Source organism: uncultured Caulobacter sp. (assembly GCF_937900395.1).
GTDB lineage: Bacteria > Pseudomonadota > Alphaproteobacteria > Caulobacterales > Caulobacteraceae > Caulobacter.
In genome coordinates, this window is sequence record NZ_CALCDX010000045.1 from 1 (window position 1) to 16,032 (window position 16,032).

Here is a 16,032-nt window from a genome sequence, read left to right on the forward strand (position 1 = left end):
GCCTGACCGGCGAGAAATCCCGGCCCGACCTGGTCCAAGGTTGGGGGCAAGGTCATCAAACTAGAAAATTCTAGCTCAAACCGGTCCAGTTTCTAGGAGCAGATCACAGCCCCTCGGACGCAGATCACCATGGACTTCCTGTGCGCCCAGTTGTCGAATATCGCAAAAATTCTCGTACTTGCGGTCAACACTAACGCCGCAAGTTCGGCCGGAGCAGAATAAAAGATCAAAGGAAGACCAATACCGCTCTCCCCTAAGGCTCCGCAACACCTAGTATATTCAGCTTATCTCTTCAATATACCAACTAGATCCTCCCCCTCCAGAACAAGAAGAGAGGATACGCCATTGAGATCCATGCTGCCCCACGCGGTCTCGAGCCGCACATCTTTAGATACATGCAAGGGGTTACTCGTCATGATGTCCCTTGCAAATCGATCGAAGACGTCTTTGCCAAAACGCTCTAGAGCCCGACGAACGTCACCATCGGTGATGATGCCCCAGCCTTTTTCACAGCGCACGACCGCCAAGCCCAGCTTCGACTGCGTTACCCTCCGCAAGACGTCAATCATACTAGTCGACTCTTCAACTATTGGCAGATTTGACGAAACCATCTCGTGTTGAACTTTGCTTAGGAGCCTACGCCCGAGAGCGCCGCCCGGATGAAAACGGGCAAAATTCTCAGGCTTAAAGTCCCTTGCCTCCATCAAGGTCACGGCCAGAGCGTCTCCCATTGCTAAGGTCGCGGTAGTCGAAGAGGTGGGGGCCAGCTGCAACGCACAAGCTTCACTACTGACATAGACGCTGAGATGGCAATCGGAAGCCATCGCGAGCGTGGACTTAGCGTTTCCAGTAATTGCAATCAGGAAATTTTTATTATCCCTTAAGAAGGGAAGCAGCTTCACCACTTCATCAGTTTCTCCGGAGTACGATATAGCCACGAATATGTCTTCCGCCGTGACCATGCCCAGATCGCCATGGTAGGCTTCACCCGGGTGCATGAAGAAGCTTGGAGTACCGGTACTTGCCAGCGTGGCGGCAATTTTCTTTCCAATTATGCCGGACTTCCCCATGCCGCAAACGATAACCCGGCCCGAAGAACTCAGAACACGTCGAACGGCCTCGCTGAAGCTATCTCCCAGCTGTTCACTCAACCGCGAGATGGCCTCGGCTTCAATCTCAAAGACTCGCCGGGCTGACGCTGAATAATCTTTTTCAAGCACCAAAGACGCGAGCATTATTCCATTCCTCTAATTAACGTAGATACTCGAACGACATCTTCGGCGGTATCAACACCGTGAGGAGGCGTGCCGCCCCACCACATAGTCTTGATGGATATTCCCATCCAGAGAGCTCGTAATTGCTCCAACTTCTCGACCTGCTCGAGCATACAAGCACTTTGGGTCGTAAGCCGCTGAAGTGTCGCGTTGCGGTACGCGTAGAGTCCAACATGCTTCAAGTAGGCATCTAACGGCCACAGGCCTTCTGGACAATCACGAGAAAATGGAATTGGTGATCTGGAGAAATAGAGCGCGTTATTCCCCGCCCCAAGAACCACCTTTACTACATTCAGGTCATGGATGTCGCTTCTGCGCGCTACTGGCGTTACCACTGTAGCCATTTCAATGTCATCATTATCACAGAAATCCGCGAATGCTTGAAGCAGATCCCGTGGGATTAATGGCTCGTCCCCCTGCACGTTGAGAACAACATCTCTGTCGCTCCACCCCCTAAGCCGCGCAACCTCGGCTGCGCGATCTGTACCGGACTCATGGCCAGCTAGGGTCATGACGCCTGGTATATCATTGTGGTGCAAAGCGGCGAGTACCCGATCGTCATCCGTTGCGACCACAACATCCGCCGCGACGAGGGCCCTCCGCACAGCCTCGTAGACCCTCACAACCATCGGCTTCCCCGCCAGATCGATAAGAGGCTTGCCTGGAAGTCGGGACGATCCATAGCGCGCAGGAATGACCACCCTGAGCGTCGGCCTACCGGCCTTTGAAGAGAAACTCAAAGCATCCTCACACACAATTGTAACGCCCCGAACACTCCGAAATCACACAATTGAGAGCTCTGGAAACCCCTTTACTAAATCATCAAGCGCCTTGATCTGCGCCAAAAACGGCTCAAGCGCCTCCAAGGGCAGCGCGCTAGGTCCGTCGCACCGAGCGTTTTCTGGATCGGAATGAGCCTCAAGGAACAAGCCTGCTATGCCGGCTGCTATACCGGCCCTAGCAAGTTCGACAACTTGACCACGGCGCCCGCCCGAGGCCTCGCTGCCGGGATCCCGTCTCTGCAGGCTATGCGTTACATCGAAGATGACGGGAAGACCTCCCGTCGCCTCCGTCATTTCTCGGAAGCCGAGCATATCCACGACTAGATTATCATAGCCAAACTGACTTCCACGCTCGCACAAGATAATCCGCTCATTACCCGCGTCCCTGATTTTGCCTGCAATATGCTTCATTTGCGTCGGGCTCAAGAACTGAGGCTTTTTGATATTAACTGCTCTACCCGTCCGCGCGATCGCTGCCACCAGATCCGTCTGTCGCGCAAGAAACGCGGGAATTTGCAATACATCCGCCACTTCCGCCACGGGAGGCGCTTGATGGATCTCGTGAACGTCTGTGATCACCGGCACGCCAAAACGCGCCTTAACTTCCTGGAAGATCCTCAACCCTTCTTCCATGCCGACACCGCGATAGGAGCGAATCGAGGATCGGTTAGCCTTATCGAATGAGGCTTTGAAGACATAAGGGATGTTTAATTTCCCGGCCACTTTCACGTAAGCGTCAGCAGCAATAAGGGTAGATTCCAAATCCTCGAGAACGTTTACCCCTCCGAATAATACGAAGGGCCTTCCGTTTCCGACCGTCACATCACTAGAAATCTTTACGTCGATCACCTGGAGCTCCATCACAACACGTTGAGACAAGTCAAATAGAACGTCACCGATACTTTCTTATCCAGCTCATAGCAGGTACTTCAAAATATCTAAACGACAGAGAAGCCATCAAGACAGTCACCGCTGTAGACAAAGCAAGAGGTGCAAGCCCCGTGCCCATCAAGTCGGCAAACGCCAATAGAATGGGGTAATGAAATAGATAAAAGCCATAGGAAACCTTACCCAGGAACCTGAATATATCGGTGTTTAATATGTTCAAACTTGGAGATCCACAAACACTGCAAATGAAAAGTCCGAATATGGTGATCCAGGTGAGCGGGTCGAGCCAGGTGGATATCCAATATTCTCCGTGCGATAGAGACAGTCCGTACTTCATCCGAACAAACGGAAGATTTATCAAGAATAGAGCAAGGAACGCTATGCCCAGCCAAGGCGGAATGGACCTCGTCAATCTCTGCTTGATGGGGTCGACAATCATTGAAATGGCGGCACCGGAGAAGAAGGCATGCCCATATGTAGAAAAGAACGTATACTTTTCCCTAAAAAGAACGATTGTTATCGCCGTTGGTGCCAGAAACAGGCCCGCCACGGCAATCAACTTAAACCTCCACCCTCGACTATATAGATACCAGAATATTGGAAATATTGCGTAGAATTGGATCTCGACCGGAATTGTCCACAACTCGAAAGGCGCAGATACAAACGTCACCGCACTAAGAAATACCTGCGCATTGCGGAAGGAAATCGCATACCTAAATTCAGGATACACGAAATCGAATATAATAGCCGACACCACAATCACTGCAAAATAGAGCGGAACAACGCGACCGATTCTGGCAAGAGAATAGGAAATGAGCTCTCCGCGGGAAATTGTGGATTTCAGGTATATATGGGCCATGAGATAGCCGCTTAGTACGAAGAAGAGCATCACACCCAACTGGCCGAAGCCGTGACCGAGCTCTTCGGGTAGGAATCCAATGATCGCGGCGTGGGAAGTGAATACAACGATAGCCGCAAGGCCTCGCAGTCCGCTTAGAAGCGGGATGCGTTCGCCATGCTCTCTTGGTGCTCTAATCACGCCACTAGTCGCCCGCGATCCCATTCGATCCCGCCCTTTCCCAAACACCAGAGTCCCGATTGAAGCGCTTCACCACTCTTGCGGGCACGCCAACGACGACCGAGTGAGCGGGAAAGTGGCCCCTAACAACCGAATTCGCGCCCACGATGCAGCCATCTCCAAGTGCCGTTCCGGCCTGGATGCAGGCCCCAGCACCAATGAAGCAGTTCCTCCCTATCCGCGTCCGCGCATTGAGGAACGGCTGATCAATGACTGATTTTTCGACATCACGGTATTCATGGTCTATATCAGTAATAACAACATTGCCTGTAACAATTGTTCCCTCATCTATCACCAACTCCGACGCACACGTTATATGCACATTTTGTCCAATTCGGACATTTCTCCTGATTTCGAGCCTCCCCTCCCCATGCACTTCAATCCTTATCCCCGGGAGGATACGAACTCTTTCCGCGATGAATATCTTACTTGCCCCAAGGAGAAAGATTGGCCTACCCAGATAACCCGGGACCTTAAACGAACCAAATAGTAGATTATATATCGCTGCACGAATTGCCCAGATAGCCTTGTAAATATTATGCAATGCGCCCCCCTTTTACAGCTTCCAGAAGCCTAGCGTCCTGATCGGAGCTATCATTGTACCACACCCTTAAGCGGGATAGGCGCCTTCTCATTTCTTCTGGAGCGTCCACATCTTTTCTGATCGCGGCTAAAATACTATCGGTATCGCCGTAGCTCAGCCCATCAACACGGAATACGTCGGCCAAGCTGCCGTCATCGAACAGGTATGTGGGGTGAAGTACCTCTAGCACTTCAACTATCGCGCCTGACATGTGCCCCAGACTAAATGACACCATTGATAAGTACTCATGGATTCCCATGTGCACTATGTCTTCACAGTTTTCATCTATGAGCGGCCTGAGTGAATCCAACTTTGTATGGGGGTGAGCCCTCACCAAATATCTCAACCCCACCGACCGCGAGACTTCCTTAGCGGCTTCCAATAAAGCGAGATTCGCACTCATCCCGTTTGCGCCATTCAGCATCACGCCGAAAAGCTTCTGGCCGGCCATGGGCCGAGGGACGGAAGAGAGACCGTCCCACTTCCTTATCCATCCGGTTACGCAAAAGCGGCTCCTCTCAATCCCCACGCGCGAAAACTCGGCTCGAGTTGCCTCCCCCCAGCATAACATACAATCACTGACGAAATTCGCGTATGCTTCAGCATCCGCGCTCATGTTGGTCTTATCCAGCAGCCGATATTGGCCATGCTGAGCGGTTACCGTATGGACGCCCTGGACCTTTGCCATCTGTGCAATGAGGTTGTCTAAAGGGAACGCATCGCAGAACGTCACCAGTCGCCGCCTCTGGAGCAGGAGCGACGCCAAGGTGCTCTGGTATGATCTATACTTGGCAATCAAAAGCGCTGCACAGAGGCGGTCAATACCATGGGCGCGATAGCCAGAGACGGCCTTCAGTGCAGGTAATACTTCCATCATCGTTCTAAAAATTTGAAAGGGATTCAGCGTTTCCGTCACTTCGACGTACGCACCTCCTTCTCCGGCTGCTCGTAGAAGCGCATCAATGACGAAATCATAATCATGCCTCCCCTTGCTTTTCGAAGAGTAAAATACTAATATTTCCCCTTCCCCTGGAGATACTGCGTTGAGTTTAGCAGAATAAAAAAGCGCAAATAGAGCCCTCTTCGCTGCCGCAAGAATGGATTCGTCATAGAGTTGCGTGGCGATCACATTTGCATAATTAATGCCGCCCGCCTCAGCGGATTTGCTCAATTTAAATTGATTGATCAGTTTATGCGCGCGGTAGGCATTTTGGACACTGGTCGCCATCAGATAGCTCCGATTTTCTTTGCGCGAAGCATCAGCGCAATGAAGAGCGCTAAGTACGCGACAGGGAACGCAGCGCACGCAACTTCAATTTTCGACGTCAGACAGAGCGCAGTAAATGCTGCCAGCCCTAGAATATTCACCCCCCCCTGTGCTATCAGCAAATAGCCCTCATCGTGTGACATGCTGAGCACTAGCGACAATATAGCGGACACAGAAAAGAGAATTTGCGCCACCAGAAGAACGACCACAACGCAATCCATGTCCGGCTCTATTTTAGAAAACTTAAACACGTGATTTTGGATAAGTATAACGCCCAGAGATACAACTGCACTGGAGATGAGTACTCCTACCACCGCTCCGCGGGTTATCTTTCGGAGCTCATCCTTTCGCCCCGAGGCGTGCAGAGCTGCTATCCGTGACGACAGCGTGAAATTAACGGCTAGCATCACCAAGTTGACCAACGTCGCCGCCTTCTGCGCGACGATAAAGCCATTGTAGGCAGCAGCGCCGTAGGTAGCGGGAACGATCAGCATGCTGCCCCAAACTAGAACCTGCTGGGCAAGGACCACACCGCCCAGCTTGTTTGCCGAACGCCTGTCGGCACGCCCGTCGTGCTCTGTCTTTGGAACCGCCGCTCGCCCAATGGCTAGCTCGGGGTAGCGGCGAAGGACGACAAGCCCGTAGACCGCAAGTGCCACTGCTCCATAGAGGAGCATCAGATCGAAGGCATCGATGGTCAAGCGCCGCCACGCCATAGCCAGCAGCCCCGCTATCGAAAGTGTTGGCACAAGAACATTCATTAGGAATGCTGCAAGATTAGTGCGCCCCGCCCCCTGATCCACGCGGGCAGCGCACGCGACTAAAGCCATTGCTCCGCTCGCGACCGAAACAACCAGAAGATCCGCTGTCGACAATCGGGGAACGAAGCTACGCACCACCGGAACGTTTACTGAAAGCGCACAGACCAACCCAAATGCCATCCAAAGGCCAACGCGCCGATGGGCGAGGCCCAGAAGCATGTTGCTTACAATAGAGCGTTCTTCGCGCGAGCTTGACGCAACACGCCGTATAATTACCTCGTCGAGTCCCCACCGAAAGCAGATAGAAGCAATGGTGGATATGTTGAATAGTAGGAAAAATTTCGCCGCCGCGCCTGTGTCCAAATACCTGGCAACCATAAGGGTGAACGCCACCGCGACGCCGGACCCTCCTCCTCTTATGAGGAGCGTATTGAAAATAGATAGAAGCCTTCTGTATGTAGCCATTAATTAGACCAGTCGCCCGACAACTGCGGCCTTTCGCTCGGACCTTGAGACCCGCCCCCCGACGCGGATCTCCTGGCGTGCTAAGTATATCATCACGAGCACGAGAATAACCCCGTTGGCGTAATACTCTCCCATTCTCATCAAGATGATAACTAACGACGATAGATATCCAACATGCATAGCCGTCGCGCGCCCCCCCTTACTGATGTTGGCCCACGCCCAGCCGATCGCTGCGACGAAGAATAGCCAGGCGAAGATCCCCAACTCGGCGGTCAGCCGGGAAAACATCGACGTTCCGGATCCCCGTCCTGGGATACCAACGCGGTAAGTAGGCATCTCATAGCCAAATATATATCTATCAAATGCTGAGCTATAGAGGCCGAATCCAGTCCCAAGGCCATAATTGTCAGAGAGGGATTTAAAGGCGATAGATGTATTGACCGCATTTGAATACGTGCTCATGTTCATACCTCGCCTCAGCGTGAGCTGTCCGCTTGAGATAAGGTCAATTGTATCATTCAGCCTTAGCTGAAAAAATTCGAGACTCACAAGATAGTATATCGCCACGACGGCCAATGGCAGTGACGCAGCCAATATCCACGAGCGCCTGATATCCGTGGAGATGAGAATTGAGAGAGCCACGGCCACGAACAATCCAAGATACCCAAGCGACGAAGTCGAAAATAAAATTGCGGTAATGACAATAATGCCAGAAAAGCTGATCTTAAAATCACGAATAAAATTTGAAATATAGAAAGCGCCTGCCGGCACCAAGGCACACGCGTAGAAAGCCGGCTCGACGCTGAGGCCCGAAACTCCTAAAAATGAGCCATAGTTTTTCGCGCGTGCCGTAGTGAAGGACAGAATGTTGAAGCCGGAGACGACAAAAATAACCTGCTGAACGACGCCCAGAATGGCGAAGAATCCAGCAACCTTTAGGTATCTGTCAAAAAGGGTGCGCGTTTTCCTTCCGCAGAGATTGTAAATCGCAGTGTAGAATGCAACAAAAAACAGCGCGAGGGACAATTTTGAAATCATTGACACAACGCTATCCGCCCTCAGCCCGTCATTCCTCGAGCTAACAAGGAGACCAACTAGTGAAACGAACATAGTTATCAGGTACGCAGCCACATACGGGGACGTAATTCCAAAACTCGACGTTCTTATAGCCATGAATATATACACAGCAAGCATTAATATGTAGCTGAAGTACAGAACACCCATAGGCGTGCTTACGTATATGCCCGATATGAATATGGTCGAAAGGGCGAGCCATATAAGAATTTCATTTGGAGACCAGGCCGATTTCATTATAGGCATTCCTTTCGGCCTGCGGCTGACGGTTCCATACATTAGCCCTCACCTATGCGCCCAAACGGAGGCCTAGCACGCTTTGCGCGCCTAATAGCGGAACAGCCGAAAGGACGGAAGCGACAGTCGCGTCAGTGGGGCTCAATACGCGCGGCGCAGCCCCGTTCCCATTCGCGCCCAACTAGCTCTCCGGGGCGGTGATGACTAGTTTGACCACTGAACTACCTCGGCTTCAAAGCCATCAATGATAGTGCTTTTGCGCCATCGGCTTTCCGCCCGCTCTCGCGCAGCCACTCCGAGCAATATCCGACGCTTCGGATCTTGCGCGAGCTCGAGTATCGCGCACGTCATCGCCGAAGCATCGGGCGGAACGTTAATTCCGCACCCTTCAACCTCGGCATACAAGCCGGTGCCCGCGGCCGCCATGGCGACGACTGGACGCCCAGACGCAAGCATTCCGGTCAATTTGGAAGGCAGAACCAGATCCGCCGCCTCGGCGCGCTGGGGGAGAAGGTGGATATCCGCCGTCCCGAGTAGCTCCGACAAACGCTCAAGGGGCTGTAGCGAAAGAAACTTCACGTTGGGCAACCCTCTACAGGCTTGCTCCAGCGCAGGCTTCGCGGGCCCATCACCGCACAGAACAAGCTGGACCGGTGGCGCGTGCTCGGTCAATCTGGTTGCGACCTCAGCTAAAGCCTCAAGACCTTGCTTGCTTGCCATGTTTCCCGAATAAAGGGCCACGATTTCGTGCGGTAGTATCCCCAGTTCCCGTCGATAAGCAGTGTTGGGGTCAGTAACCACCTGAACCTGATCAACGTCTACCCAGTTTCTAAACTCTCTGACTCTGCGATGTTCAACGCCTTTCTGCTTCAAGCGATCGACCATGGCGGGCGAGATGCTCGAAACGCGATCGAACGCCTTCAGCAACCACGTCTCGAAGGACAGAGCCGCCCCTTTAAGCCAGTTACTCTTCACGATGCCCAAATCGAAGGCCGCATCTACCTCAAAATCTTGAACATGTAACCAAGTGAATGCCCCGGAAAACTTACCTGCGGTGAGTGCTACGCTCGCCGATGTCAATGTTGGGGCCACCGAGAAAACAACATGCGGCTTGAGACGCTTGGCGACACGAAGCGCCGGAGGCAACGCAGCAAGCGCAAACGATGCCAAATGGATAATACGCTTCAGTCCACTGGGGTCGGCGGGAACGTAAAGCGGGGTCCTATGCAATTGGACTCCATTCATCTCTTCACGATACCATTTCGTGGCGCTATAATTTTCGTATACTGCCCAGGTCGGGTAGTAGGGTGGCCCCGATATAACCTCCACTTCATGGCCACGCCGCGCCAACTCTTCGGCTAGCTCAGTTGTATATTTTGCGCATCCGACCAGCTCTGGCGCGTAGTTCAACGCGATAATCAGCACACGAAGCTTGCCGACGACGCTCATCTCCTCAGTATCCGACAACTTGCATACGGTCTCCTCCTTTAGCACCACGCCCCTCATCATCTACGAAGATCTCTCGTGCCCCGCCCCGGCGAATGCCGCGCTCCCCAACTGGAGATCGGCCTATGGAGAGGGTGGACACCGGCTCGACCGCAACCCGGTACGCGAATAGAAGGGCACAATGCCCCTATACACAGATCGCGGCGCCTCGCCGGTCGCGAATGCGGCGAAGTGGTTCGCCGACGTATACCCCATAGGGTTCGGTATCATGTCGAACAATCGAGCGCGCAGCGACGACCGACCCCTGCCCTATCGTCACTCCAGGATGGACAAAGACGCCTGCGGCGACCCACGCCTCGCTCTCAATCTTAATAGGCTTAGCGAAAATGTCGAAAGCTGGGGACGTCATGTCATGAGAGCCGGTACATAGATAGCAGTACTGGGAAACCACCGCATCCGGGCCAATGTATATTTCTCCCAAACTATACAGTTCGGCAAAGTCGCCTACCCATGCGTTATCTCCGATGGACAATTTCCATGGATACGTCACTCTTACGGTGGGGCGCACCAGTACATTTTTACCTATGCGGGCACCAAACCGCCGCAGAAGCCAGCTTCTCCAAGAGTACATGAACTGTGGCGACCAAGCGAACAGCGTCGCCTGTGTTAGCCACCAAATCTGGACAATGAAACTCGACCGTCCGCGAAACCCTTCCGGGATTCGGAAGCTGGACAACGACTGAACGGGGATCCTGCTCGACACAACTAAATCCAATCAAACACATCGCGGAAATGGAAAGGGTTGGGGCAAGGCTCGCCGTTCTGAAAATGATGAGTTGCCCTCTACAACAAGATTGCAACACGTCTTAACCCTGCCGCAGCTCCCACCTTCGAAGGAAATCATTGGCCTCGCCGCAGGTTTACTCGCCCGAGCCCGCCGACAAATGGAACGAACGTTGGGCAATTAGGGATCGCGTTACTAATTCAGTCGCTTACTAATGAGTCGCGACAAATAGCGATCTTCACCAGAGGTTTAATACGCGTTCTCAGCCATCAGCAAATGCGGCACGGTCATCAACAGAATTTTGACGTCGCCACTGAGGGTCCAGCGCTCGATATAGTCGTTGTCCGCGTCAACGCGGGCGGCCATCGCCTCCACAGCATTGGTACCACCGCGAAGACCCTTGATTTGGGCCAGGCCCGTCAGACCGGGACGCGCGCGGAAACGAAGGTGGTAGTTGGCGATCTGAGCGCCGTAGTGCTCGTCGTGCGCCAGGGCATGGGGACGCGGCCCCACGATCGACATGTCGCCGCGCAGGACGTTCAGCAGCTGCGGCAACTCGTCGATGCTGGTCTTGCGGATGATCCGACCGACCGTGGTGATGCGATCATCGTCCCGTTTGGCCTGAACGACCTTAGAGCCGTTCTCCTGGCACCGCATCGAACGGAACTTGAAGATCGTGAAGGCCTGGCCGTTCAGGCCGCCGCGCGACTGGCGGAAGAGAACCGGTCCCGGCGACTCCAGCTTGATCAGAACGGCGACGAGCGCGAGCAGCGGCGCGAAGAAGAGCAATGCGCCCCCAGCCACCAGAACGTCCATCGCTCGCTTGAGCGGATCCTTCGCCACCGGAGACGCCTGAACGGCGCATGGCAGCTGTTCCGCTGTCGGATTAGATACGATCAGCACGTGGTCCCCACCAGTCTCAACGTTCGGGTCTTTGCCCGATGATTTAGAAAGCCTTTACTAAATCGGCGCTCATCGAACAACCGCTCGCGGGGGTTGTTAACCAACCTTTTTTCGCGGAAAGGCGATTTCTGAGCGCTGGACGGACATTTTCGCCCTAATGACAGGCGCCGCCACAGCATTTCGGTAGAGTTCAGTTAAAAAGAATATCGTGCGCGTCTGATCGAATTGTGACGAAACGCACACGGGAGCACTCTACCTCGACACGAACTCAGTGGAGTTCTTGGCCGTACAGCCTCTGCTGTGGGTCACGCGTTAAACACTCATTGGCCATGAGGCCCGGCAAGCGTCCCGCTGGTGGCAGTCACCCTCATCCATCGGCCGATCGTGCGCGAGCTACTTTTCAGCGGGCTTGAACTTTGTGCCAGCGCCATGCGCTGGATAGGATCGCATCGAGATCGCGCGAGGGCGTCCAGCCGAGCACCTGCCGCGCCTTGGTGTTGTCGGCGACCAGCACGGGCGCATCGCCAAGGCGGCGCGGCGCCATCTGCAGCGGCAGCGGCTTCCCGGTGGCGCGAACAACCCCGTCGACCAACTCGCGCACGGTGGCGCCAGTCCCCGACCCCAGATTGAACGCTTCCGAAGATCCGCCCGCCAGCAACCGCTTCAGAGCCATGACATGAGCGTCGGCTAGGTCCAGCACGTGGACATAGTCGCGCACGGCCGTACCGTCGCGAGTGTCGTAGTCATCGCCGAAAATCGTGAAATTCGGCCGCTGCCCCAGAGCCGCCTGGATCGCCAGCGGGATGGCGTGGGTCTCGGGCTCATGCCACTCGCCGATCCGCCCTTCAGGATCGGCCCCAGCGGCGTTGAAGTAGCGCATCACCGCGCTTCTAAAGCCGACATGACGATCATAGTCGGCCAGGGCCTGCTCGACCATCAACTTGCTGCGACCATAGGGGGTCAGAGGCGCCTGAGGGTGGCGCTCATCCATCGGCACGGCCACCGGCTCGCCGAAAGTTGCGCAGGTCGAGGAGAAGACCATGGCGTTGACGCCGGCGCGGCGGGCGGCCTCGATCACGGTGATAGCCCCGCCGACATTATGATCATAGAAGGCGCCAGGATCTTTCACCGACTCCCCAACCTCGATGCGGCCGGCGAAGTGAAGAACCGCGACCGGCGCATGAGCGGCGAACACAGCGTCCAGGCGCGCGGCGTCGCGGATATCGCCGACTTCCAGAGGCCCCCATTGCACGTGCTCACGATGGCCGTTGGACAGGTTATCGAACACGACCGGCCGAAATCCGGCCGCCGCGAGAGCCAGGCAACAATGCGATCCGACATAGCCGGCCCCGCCGGTCACCAAGACAGTCTGCATAAAAACTTCTCCGAACCGCGACGTTAGCTGTCGCGGGCCAGCCGTCAGTTAGGCGTTTCGTCGACGGAGGGCGTAGAATGGTTTCCAGCGGGCCGCGATAGCACCGTCAGTGTCCGCCATTCGATATAGCCGCTGTTCGCTTCGATGCGTTAGCGTCGTCGCATAAATCCTTATGTTGGGCGCCGGCGCCCAATCGGCTCCCGCCGGTCCCGACATCACCACCAGGGACAACATATCAGGTGCGACCATGCGGCAGTATCGCGGCTAGAGACATGGACATGAGCCGCCTACGGGTCGCCAGTCGTCGGCCTACTATCGCATCTTCGTTGATAAGACGCCCATCAGTCTGGTGCAGCTAGAATGGAGTGAGCATCGCCTCGCCGCCCGCAACTGCGTGGTCCCTAGTAGGATGGAAGGCTGTCGAGTGTAGTCGGTCGGACCACCAAGCAGGTGTCTCACCAAATGCACATGACGCCGCCTGACGGGCACCTGGCCACAGACCACCTAAAAAAGGCCGGGGCCTGTGGCGCCGATGGCCTCAACTGCCCACGCATGCCGGCCTAACAGAGGCATCGATCGCGTCGTCGCGGGCCTCAACAAGGTCTAGTCTGACGGCGCTTACCCGCGCCTGCCAGCGTCGTTCGGAAGACTTTTCCATCGCAAACGGCCCAAAAACCGCCCAGCAGCAGCGGCGGGAACCGTGGGTACAAATGGGGGTAGAAAAGCCGAAAGCTCTTAAAACACGATGATTTCGTCTCCATATAGCGGACACCCACGCCGCGCTCAGGTTGCAAACCGCCTGGCCGCCAACCGTTCCGCCGTGCGCCGGGCGATCACTTTCCGGTCCGCATAGACGTCGAGCGAAGCGAGATCCCGCAAGGTATGGCCTGTGCACATCGCCACCTCCGTCGGCGACCACCCTTCCGAGAGCTTACGTGTGACGAAGGTTCCCCGAAGGTCGTGGAAGGTGACCCCCTTTATTCCGACACGTCTGCAGATGAGCTGCCAAGCGGAGCGAAGCGTGCAGCCTGGGTTGTTCCAGAGCCGCCCCGACTCTGATCGCAGGATGGGGCCGCTATGCTCGCCTGGGACGGCGTCGAGGTGCTTTTGCAGCGCCGGGCTGATCGGCACGGCGACGACCGCGCCGGTCTTGGATTGTTTCAAATGCAGGATACCGTCCTGGATGTCCGCCCAGGTCAGACGAATGACGTCGCCCTGACGCTGACCGGTCTCCAAAGCGAGCATCAGCGCCAACTGCATGTTCGGCGGCGCGGCCGCCATGAAGGCGCTGATCTGGTCATCGCTCCAGGAATTGGCGCGCGGCGCGTGGCGGTAGAGCTTATCGACGCGGGCGGCCCTGTTGATATCGATGAAGCCGCGACGGCAGCCCCACGACAGCAAGACCTTGAACACCGAGACCGCATAATCGGCTTGACGGGGCGAAGAGGCGTAGCCGTCGCGCCAGGCGAAGACCTCGCGGGAGAAGTCCCGCGCCTCGATCTCCTCGAAGGTCCTTCCGCCAAAAGCCTCCTGAACCTTGTCGAGCCAACGACGATAGTCCGTCTTGGTGGTTTGGCGCAGCCGGGCAAAATCGGCCGACGTCTTGTAGCGGTAGATTAGGTTGGCGACCGTGCCCTCTGGGGGCGCGCGCCGATCCCGCCCCAGAAGCTGCGTTACCGCCTTGTCGAACGCCGGCGTGCCGAGGCGCCCGAGCGGAACGGCCTCTTTTCCTCGACCATAGTAGCCGTACCGCGCCACGCTGCCGTTGCTCAGGGTTTTGACCTGAAATCGCACCCCCTTGGGAAGGTCGTGCTCTTCGCGAATGGATTTCGCCTTGGCCCGCGTCGCCTCGTCGGTGGCCTCGAGCGGCGGCTCTTTCGCCAGCTTGGCGGTGAAGGACAAGGATCCGTCAGGGTGCGAACGGATTTCGCCGATTTCGACGCCCTGGGCCTGCGCTTCCAGCAACGCCTTGCGGATCTGTGCGGGGGTGAAGGGGATCTTGTGCGACGCCATGGAAGAGCTCCTCGGACGATCAAGAAAATGGCGTTGGGGTAGCCCCGACAAGTCCGGGAACGATCCCGGCTAGCTGCGGCGAAGAAAGAGAAACAATCGGCGGCGATCGGCGGTCCGCCGACGGCTCCCGCCCTAGCTTCGTCAACATGGCGGGAGGCTAGGCGGCAGGTATGGCGCTCCACAGCCGGGGCATGTCGCCTCCGACAGATAGGCCATCGCCCGCCTCACCAAAGGCGCGGTCGGCCCCGGCTCATGGACGTCCATTCGCGAGGCGATCAATAAGAGGCTGGCCGCCTCATGCAGATCGCGAGGCGTCCGCGCCGCAATCGTCTTGAACAGGGCCTTCCGCTCCGCCCCGAGGCCATCAAGCTCGCGCTCGATGGCCTCCATCTCCGGCGCCATGGGCAAGCCGCGTCGTTGGCGGTCGTCCATCCGGAAATAGTCATAGCCGGACGCGGCCAGGATCTCCAAAGCCGCCCATCGCCGCGCCAGTTCATCTGTTTTGAAGTCACTTGCCAACCAACGACCGCATAGGGCGACCAGGTCGTCGAGCGGGTTGAGCGCCCCCTTCCGGGCGCCGCACGCCAATGGCGTAGCCGACGCCGCGCCCAACACGGTTCGGCGTGAAATGGCGGCGGGATCTTTCTTTCCATTGGACATGACGGGGCTCCCGGCGCGAGCGCTCGGTCCGATCTATGTTAGGATCGGGCGGATTCGAGTTCTGAGTGCTCAAGGGTGCGCACAGGGAACCAACAAAGTCAATACCACGTGCGCAAGGACGCTCCATCCGTGTCGATTATAACGCCCCTGCAGCTAAAGCTTGCTCGTACAGCGCTGGGCTTGGGCGTACGCGAGCTGGCCGCTGCGGCTGACGTGGCGCCATCGACGGTCCAGCGGTTTGAGTCTGGAAAAGGCGACATGCATTCACGCACTCTCGATAAGGTGCAGCGGGTTCTGGAGGACGGCGGCGTGATCTTCATCAGCGCCGACTCGGCTGGCGGCCCAGGCGTGCGGCTTCGCTCGTAAGAGCCAGGACCTGAAAGGTCGGGGCTCGCCCTGAAGCGCTTGGAGAGCCTCTTGCCGGGCGCTCAGGTGAGGGTCA

The 16,032-nt window shown here is 56.1% G+C and carries 15 protein-coding genes; 1 reads left to right on the forward strand and 14 read right to left on the reverse strand.

The features are described 5' to 3' along the window. Positions 1-284 precede the first annotated feature (284 nt). The 14 genes from Q0379_RS03600 to Q0379_RS03665 form a co-directional block, all read right to left on the reverse strand. Complete coding sequence (locus tag Q0379_RS03600) at positions 285-1,235, reverse strand: KpsF/GutQ family sugar-phosphate isomerase (protein ID WP_299004340.1); 951 nt, start codon at positions 1,233-1,235, stop codon at positions 285-287. Further along, on the reverse strand, positions 1,235-2,029 hold the full coding sequence (gene kdsB, locus Q0379_RS03605) for a 3-deoxy-manno-octulosonate cytidylyltransferase (protein ID WP_366519293.1): 795 nt from the start codon (positions 2,027-2,029) through the stop codon (positions 1,235-1,237). Before kdsB ends, Q0379_RS03600 begins: the two co-directional genes overlap by 1 nt. 27 nt (positions 2,030-2,056) lie before the next feature. Next, on the reverse strand, positions 2,057-2,917 hold the full coding sequence (gene kdsA, locus Q0379_RS03610) for a 3-deoxy-8-phosphooctulonate synthase (protein WP_366519294.1): 861 nt from the start codon (positions 2,915-2,917) through the stop codon (positions 2,057-2,059). A 31-nt stretch (positions 2,918-2,948) separates the two neighbouring features. Then, complete coding sequence (locus Q0379_RS03615; RefSeq protein WP_299004344.1) at positions 2,949-3,983, reverse strand: acyltransferase; 1,035 nt, start codon at positions 3,981-3,983, stop codon at positions 2,949-2,951. 4 nt (positions 3,984-3,987) lie between these two features. Next, positions 3,988-4,566, reverse strand: coding sequence for an acyltransferase (locus Q0379_RS03620; protein WP_299004346.1), 579 nt, complete (start codon positions 4,564-4,566; stop codon positions 3,988-3,990). Continuing rightward, a complete protein-coding gene (locus Q0379_RS03625; protein ID WP_299004348.1) occupies positions 4,559-5,833 on the reverse strand; it encodes a hypothetical protein in 1,275 nt (424 codons plus the stop codon). The genes Q0379_RS03620 and Q0379_RS03625 overlap by 8 nt, the downstream gene beginning before the upstream one ends. Beyond that, a complete protein-coding gene (locus Q0379_RS03630) occupies positions 5,833-7,026 on the reverse strand; it encodes a hypothetical protein (RefSeq protein WP_299004350.1) in 1,194 nt (397 codons plus the stop codon). The genes Q0379_RS03625 and Q0379_RS03630 overlap by 1 nt, the downstream gene beginning before the upstream one ends. A gap of 75 nt (positions 7,027-7,101) precedes the next feature. After that, a complete protein-coding gene (locus Q0379_RS03635) occupies positions 7,102-8,409 on the reverse strand; it encodes a hypothetical protein (protein ID WP_299004353.1) in 1,308 nt (435 codons plus the stop codon). 204 nt (positions 8,410-8,613) lie between these two features. After that, positions 8,614-9,858: a WcaI family glycosyltransferase gene (locus Q0379_RS03640; protein ID WP_299004355.1), complete on the reverse strand. Its 1,245-nt coding sequence runs from the start codon at positions 9,856-9,858 to the stop codon at positions 8,614-8,616. A 184-nt stretch (positions 9,859-10,042) separates the two neighbouring features. Further along, positions 10,043-10,618 carry a WcaF family extracellular polysaccharide biosynthesis acetyltransferase gene (locus Q0379_RS03645; protein WP_299004357.1) on the reverse strand — a complete coding sequence of 192 codons (576 nt, stop codon included), beginning with the start codon at positions 10,616-10,618 and terminating at the stop codon, positions 10,043-10,045. A 270-nt stretch (positions 10,619-10,888) separates the two neighbouring features. Beyond that, entirely contained in the window at positions 10,889-11,542 is a 654-nt protein-coding gene (locus tag Q0379_RS03650) for an exopolysaccharide biosynthesis polyprenyl glycosylphosphotransferase (RefSeq protein ID WP_299004359.1), read from the reverse strand. A 400-nt stretch (positions 11,543-11,942) separates the two neighbouring features. Then, positions 11,943-12,917, reverse strand: coding sequence for a UDP-glucose 4-epimerase GalE (gene galE / locus Q0379_RS03655; RefSeq protein ID WP_299004361.1), 975 nt, complete (start codon positions 12,915-12,917; stop codon positions 11,943-11,945). 783 nt (positions 12,918-13,700) lie between these two features. After that, positions 13,701-14,930, reverse strand: coding sequence for a tyrosine-type recombinase/integrase (locus Q0379_RS03660; protein WP_299004364.1), 1,230 nt, complete (start codon positions 14,928-14,930; stop codon positions 13,701-13,703). A gap of 141 nt (positions 14,931-15,071) precedes the next feature. After that, on the reverse strand, positions 15,072-15,590 hold the full coding sequence (locus Q0379_RS03665; RefSeq protein WP_299004366.1) for a hypothetical protein: 519 nt from the start codon (positions 15,588-15,590) through the stop codon (positions 15,072-15,074). Positions 15,591-15,719: 129 nt separating this feature from the next. Between Q0379_RS03665 and Q0379_RS03670 the strand changes: the two genes are divergently transcribed. Next, positions 15,720-15,956 (forward strand): helix-turn-helix transcriptional regulator, encoded by a 237-nt coding sequence (locus tag Q0379_RS03670; RefSeq protein ID WP_299004498.1) that lies wholly within the window; start codon positions 15,720-15,722, stop codon positions 15,954-15,956. Positions 15,957-16,032 lie beyond the last annotated feature (76 nt).